General features: G+C 63.8%; 5 protein-coding genes. All 5 read left to right on the forward strand.

The features are described from left to right. Nucleotides 1-8 precede the first annotated feature (8 nt). Nucleotides 9-974 (forward strand): NAD-dependent epimerase/dehydratase family protein, encoded by a 966-nt coding sequence (locus tag ACIQ17_RS13335; protein WP_398469302.1) that lies wholly within the window; start codon nt 9-11, stop codon nt 972-974. Nucleotides 975-1,052: 78 nt separating this feature from the next. Then, complete coding sequence (locus ACIQ17_RS13340) at nt 1,053-1,763, forward strand: SDR family oxidoreductase (RefSeq protein WP_398469304.1); 711 nt, start codon at nt 1,053-1,055, stop codon at nt 1,761-1,763. Further along, the gene (locus ACIQ17_RS13345) at nt 1,760-3,475 is read left to right on the forward strand and encodes an FAD-dependent oxidoreductase (RefSeq protein ID WP_398469306.1); all 1,716 of its coding nucleotides are present in this window, start codon (nt 1,760-1,762) and stop codon (nt 3,473-3,475) included. Before ACIQ17_RS13340 ends, ACIQ17_RS13345 begins: the two co-directional genes overlap by 4 nt. Further along, the gene (locus ACIQ17_RS13350) at nt 3,472-4,446 is read left to right on the forward strand and encodes a sugar ABC transporter substrate-binding protein (RefSeq protein WP_398469308.1); all 975 of its coding nucleotides are present in this window, start codon (nt 3,472-3,474) and stop codon (nt 4,444-4,446) included. Before ACIQ17_RS13345 ends, ACIQ17_RS13350 begins: the two co-directional genes overlap by 4 nt. Nucleotides 4,447-4,546: 100 nt before the next feature. Continuing rightward, a complete protein-coding gene (gene tcuA / locus ACIQ17_RS13355) occupies nt 4,547-5,992 on the forward strand; it encodes an FAD-dependent tricarballylate dehydrogenase TcuA (RefSeq protein ID WP_398469310.1) in 1,446 nt (481 codons plus the stop codon). The last annotated feature ends 94 nt before the right edge of the window (nt 5,993-6,086 follow it).

Consider the following 6,086-nt stretch of genomic DNA (forward strand, 5'->3'; position numbering starts at 1 on the left):
TCGATCTGATGTCGAAGACCATTCTCGTCACCGGCGCCTGCGGCTGGCTCGGCAGCGCCATCGTCGCGGCGTTGCTCGAACGCGGCGATGCGGTGATCGCAACCGATCTTGCGGTGTCGCCGGCCATCGCAGCGCTCGCAACCCGCGAGCCGAAACTGACTTTCGCACCCGCGGATCTCGGCGAGTGGCATCAGGTGTTGCGCCTGTTCGAGGCGCATCGTCCGGATGCCGTGATCCACGCTGCGGCAATGGTCGGCGTGATTCAGGTGGCGGACATCCCGATCAAGGCGCAGCGCGTCAATGTGGAAGGTTCGATCAACCTGTTCGAGGCGATGCGCCTCCTCAAGGTTAAGCGGGTCATCCATGTCAGCACGGAAGAAACCTATGGCGACTTCCAGTCCGATCTGATCGACGAGGATCATCCGCAGAAGCCGCTCAGCATCTACGGCTTGACCAAGCTCGCCGCAGAGCATTACGGCCGCGTCTATTCGCGCGACCATGGGCTCGAATGTATCAACGTGCGGACATGCTGGGTCTATGGCCCCCATCTGCCGCGCTTGCGCATGCCGCGCACCTTCGTCGAAGCTGCGCTGCGTGGCGAGTCGTTCCATCAGGTCGACGGCGGCAATCTCGCGGTGGATCAGGTCTATATCGACGACACCGTGCAGGGTGTGTTGCTGGCGCTGGACAAGGACAAGCATAATTACGACGCCTACAACATCGCCACCGGCGTGGCGCCGACGCTGCGTGACACTGCCGAGGCGGTCAATCGTGCCATTCCCGGCGCGAAGATCACGGTCGGAGACAGCGGCCCGTATCACCATGGCGGGACCGTGCTAAGCGCAGTGAAAGGCGCGCTCGATATCAGCCGCGCAAAGAAAGAACTTGGCTATGCCCCGCGTTACGACCTGCAGCGCGGCATCGAGGCCACCATCGCAGCCACGCGCGAGCGCATGACACAGGGCAATTCCTGACGCCGCGTATCAATTCGCCGCTCCGCCTGATGGTGGGGCATCATTGCAACTTCTGCTCGCTCTTTTGAGGACAAGCCCATGTCGAATTCATCTCCCGTTGTGATCATTTTCGGCGGCTCGCGCGGCATCGGCGCGGCCTGCTCGAAAGCATTTGCGGATGCCGGCTGGCAGGTCGCATCAACCTATGCGTCCAAGGCCGATGCGTCGGCGCCGGGCAAGACCTATCAGGTCGATATCCGCGATGCCGCGGCGGTCGCAAAAGTGTTCGATCAGGTGCAGGCCGACTACGGCGATGCGCCGCAGGCCGTGATCGCCAATGCCGGCATCAATGTGCCGGGCGCGCCGCTGGCGAATTTCCCGGCCGAGAATTTCCGCCAGCTTCTCGACGTCAATGTGGTCGGCGCCTTCAACGTACTCGCCGAAGCCGCGCGAAAGGTGAAGGACAAGGGCGCCATCGTCGCTATCACCACCTCGCTGGTGCGCCATGTGGTGCCGGGCACCGGCCCCTATGCGGCGACCAAGGCTGCGGTGGAAAGTCTGGTGCGCGCGATGTCGAAAGAATTGTCCGGTCGCGGCGTGCGCGTCAACGGCGTCGCTCCGGGGCCGGTCGATACCGATCTTTTCAATGCCGGCAAGACCGAGGAAGTAAAGGCGCGCATGGCAGCGTTCAGCCCTTTCAACCGCATCGGCCGTCCGGATGAAATCGCCGAGGTCGTGCGCTTCCTCGCCTCCGATCAGGCATCGTGGGTGCAGGGCCAGATCGTGCAGCCGAATGGCGGCATGGTATGACACAAGGCAGTTCCGCTGCGCCGGATGACGTGTTCGACGTCGTTGTCGTCGGCTCCGGCGCTGGCGGTCTGACCGCTGCCAGCACCGCAGCAGCGCAAGGCTGCTCGGTGCTGTTGCTCGAACAGGCGGAGGTGGTCGGCGGCACAACGGCGATCTCCGGCGGCATGGTGTGGATTCCCGCCAACCACAAGGCGGCTGCAGCCCAGCGTGCGGATACACTCGATACGGCCCGGACTTATCTCGCCGAGACCGTGCCCGGCAACGACCGCAAGCGGCTCGAGACTTTCCTCGCCAGCGGTGACGCTGCGATTCGCGATCTCGAAGCCCGCACCAGCCTACGGCTGCAGCCCGTGATCACCTATCCCGATTACTATCCCGATCTTCCCGGCGCGACGCCGGGTGGCCGTGTGCTGGAGCCCGTGCCGTTCGAGGCCAGCGTGCTCGGCAAGGCGTTTACATTGTTACGCAACCCGCTACCGGAATTCATGCTGTTCGGAGGCATGATGATCAGCCGCGCGGATATCCCGCATTTGCGCCGCATGTCGAAATCACTGCGCTCTGCGCTGCATGTGGCGAAGCTGCTGTTCAAATATGGCGTACAACGTCTTGGCTCGCGCCGCGGCACCACGCTTTATCTCGGCAATGCGCTGGTCGGGCGTCTGCTGAAATCGGCGCTTGATCTCGGCGTCATCATCCGCACTTGCACCACGGTGACGCGGTTGGAAGCGGATGCCAGCGGTCGCATTGCCGTACTGGAAACGCGCGATGCATCGGCGCGGCTGCATCGCGTGCATGCGCGCCGTGGCGTCGTGCTGGCCACGGGCGGTATCTCGCATGACGTGGAATTGCGACGTCAATTCGTGCCGAGCAGCGCCGGCGATCTGTCGGCAACGGTCGGTGCCGGCGATGCACCGCGCGGCGCACGTCTTGCCACTGCCATCGGCGCGCAGCTGTCAAGCCCAACGCGCGAAGGTGCGTTCTGGGTGCCGGCTTCGATATTCACACGTGCGGATGGTAGCCGCGGAGTCTATCCGCATACGGTGACCGACCGTGCGAAGCCCGGATTGATCGCCGTGGACAGCAATGGCCAGCGCTTCGTCAATGAGGCAGTCTCGTATCATGAATTCGTCCGCGCACAGCTTGCCAATGCCAATAGTGCGATCCCGGCCTGGCTGATCTGCGACAGCCGCTTCATCTGGAAATACGGGCTTGGCAAGATCAAGCCGTTCACCACCTCGCTGAACGCCGATGTCGCATCAGGCTATCTCAAGCGCGCCGATACGCTGGTCGATCTCGCGCGGCTGATCGGCGCCCCACCGCCGGCGCTGTCGCATACGGTGGAGACATTCAACCAACATGCGGAGCAGGGCGAAGACCCCGCTTTCGGACGCGGCAGCAACATCTATCAGCGCTCGCTCGGCGATGCCGATCACGCGCCAAATCCCTGCGTTGCGCCGATCAAGGACGGACCATTCTACGCCGTGGCCGTGCGGCCGGCCGACCTCGGAATGTCCGCGGGCCTCGTGACTGACGATCAGGCCCGTGTGCTCGCCGCAGATGGTCAGGCCATTCCCGGCTTGTTTGCCTGCGGCAACGATATGGCGTCGATTATGGAAGGCGCCTATCCGGGGCCGGGCATCACGCTGGGACCCGCGCTCACTTTCGGCTGGATTGCGGGACGGCAAGCCGCGGCAGATGGAGGCATACGATGATCGATCGTAAGAAGCTCGGTTCTCTTCTGCTGTCAGTCGGCACGATCGTCATGGCGTCAGCTTTGCCCGCGCGCGCCGATGGTGAGCGCCTCGTCGTCTTCACGAAGAACAAGGTCAATCCGAACTATGTCGCGTTCCGGCTCGGCACCGATCGGGCGGCAGCGAGGCTTGGCGCCACGACGCTTCACCGCGTGCCGGAAAAGCCGGACGACGCGCCCGAGCAGATCGCACTTCTGGAGACCACTATTCGCGAGCGGCCCGGCGCGATCCTTCTGGCGCCTGCTGACGACAAGCTCCTGGAGCCGACAGTCGAGGCGATAAACGCAGCGAAAATTCCGGTCGTTGGCTTCGTCAACCGCATGGCGAAGGGCGAGTTCGTCAGCTTCGTCGGTAGTGACGATGTCGAGATGGGATATCAGACGGCTCGCTTCCTGCTGCAGGCGATGGGCGAGAAAGGCAATGTCGTCATCATCGAGGGAACTCCGACAGCGCCCACTGCCCGCGATCGGCTGAAGGGGTTTCAACGCGCGCTCGCGGAACATCCCGGCATTCGCCTCCTGGCATCGGTGACGGGCCGCTACCTGACACCAGACGCCGATCGAGCCATGACGAAGCTGCTGGCTGAGTTCCCGCAGATCGACGGCGTCATCGCGGCGAATGACAGCATGGCGATGGGAGTCCTTGACGCTCTGGCGCGCGCGAAGCGCAGTGCAAAGGTGGTTGGCTTGAACGGAACGATGGAGGCAGCGGAGGCAATCCGTGACGGGCGTCTGCTCGCCAGCGAGGACTATAGCGGCTTTGCGCTTGGGTGCCTCACGGCCGAGACGGCGATCCGGCATCTCCGTGGTCAGAAGGTCCCGGCGGACATCATGCTGCCCGTTCGCATCATTGAGCGCTCTAATGTCGCTGAGTGGCTCGTTCCCGTCGAGCAGAGAGAATGCCCGGATTGGGAAAAGGCGGCTCTGAAATGAGTGCAGGCGATAAATCCGCGCGTGAGGCGGGGACGGTTGATGACCCTCTCGTAGAGCCTCGTCGGGATACTGAATGGCAAGTCGCAGCGGAGCCAGTCTCGTGACATCTTCGGTCCATCCCGACGTCCTCGTCATCGGTGGCGGCAATGCGGCTCTCTGCTCGGCGCTGATGGCGCGCGAGGCGGGCGCATCGGTGCTGATGCTGGAATCCGCGCCGAAGGAATGGCGCGGCGGCAACAGCATGCATGTGCGCAATCTCCGTTGCATGCATGACGAGCCGCAGGACGTGCTGGTCGAGGCCTACCCGGAAGAGGAATTCTGGCAGGATCTGCTCAAGGTCACCGGCGGCATCACCAATGAGCCGCTGGCCCGCATGGTGATCCGCCATTCCTCGCGCTGCCGGCCATGGATGCGGAAGCACGGCGTGCACTTCCAGCCGCCGCTGTCCGGCGCGCTGCATGTGGCGCGCACCAATGCGTTCTTCATGGGCGGCGGCAAGGCGCTGGTGAATGCCTATTATCGCAGTGCTGAAGCGCTTGGTGTCGAGATCCGCTACGACACGCCAGTAAAGAGCCTCGAACTCAAGGACGGCGAATTCGTTGCCGCCATCACCGAGTCCGGCGAACGCATCACCGCCAAGAGCTGCGTGCTCGGCTGCGGCGGCTTCGAGTCCAATCTGGAATGGCAGCGCGAAGCCTGGGGTCAGAACGAGCGCGGTGAATGGACCGCGGAAAACTTCCTGATTCGCGGCACCCGCTTCAATCAGGGCGTCCTGCTCAAATTCATGATCGATGCAGGCGCGGATTCCATCGGCGATCCCACGCAAGCCCATTGCGTCGCCATCGATGCCCGCGCGCCGCTCTATGACGGCGGCATCTGCACGCGCATCGATTGCGTCTCGCTTGGCGTCGTCGTCAATCGGGAGGCCAAACGCTTCTATGACGAAGGCGAGGACTTCTGGCCGAAGCGCTACGCCATCTGGGGCCGCCTCGTCGCGCAGCAGCCCGGCCAGACCGCCTGGTCGATCATCGACCAGAAGGCCATCGGCCGTTTCATGCCGCCGGTGTTCGATGGCACCAAGGCGAACACGCTGGAAGAACTCGCGGTCAAGATCGGTGTCGATCCCGTGACCTTCATGGAGACGCTGAACGCCTATAACGCCGCGTGCCAGCCCGGCACCTTCGATCACACCGCGCTCGACGATTGCCGCACCTCGGGCGTCGAGCCTGCGAAGACGCATTGGGCGCGCGTCATCGACACGCCGCCCTTCACCGCCTATCCGCTCGCGCCCGGCATTACCTTCACCTATCTCGGCATGAAGACAGACGAGACCGCTGCGGTGCGCTTCGGCAATGTGGTCAGCAGCAACCTGTTCGCCGCCGGCGAAATGGTGGCCGGCAATGTGCTCGGCAAGGGCTACACCGCGGGCGTCGGCATGAGCATCGGCACCGCCTTCGGCCGCATCGCTGGCGTCAATGCCGCGGCCAGCACCGGGCATCACCACCCCACGTTCGAAGAGGAATTCGCCTATGCCGCCGGTCGCTGAATTGGCCCCGCCGAAAGACGGCGCCTGCAATGGCGGCGTCAATCTCGCCGAGGCAATGACTGCCGGTGAGGCCGAGATCGCGCGCGTCATGCAG

The sequence above is a fragment of the Tardiphaga sp. genome, from assembly GCF_044340795.1.
Lineage (GTDB): Bacteria > Pseudomonadota > Alphaproteobacteria > Rhizobiales > Xanthobacteraceae > Tardiphaga.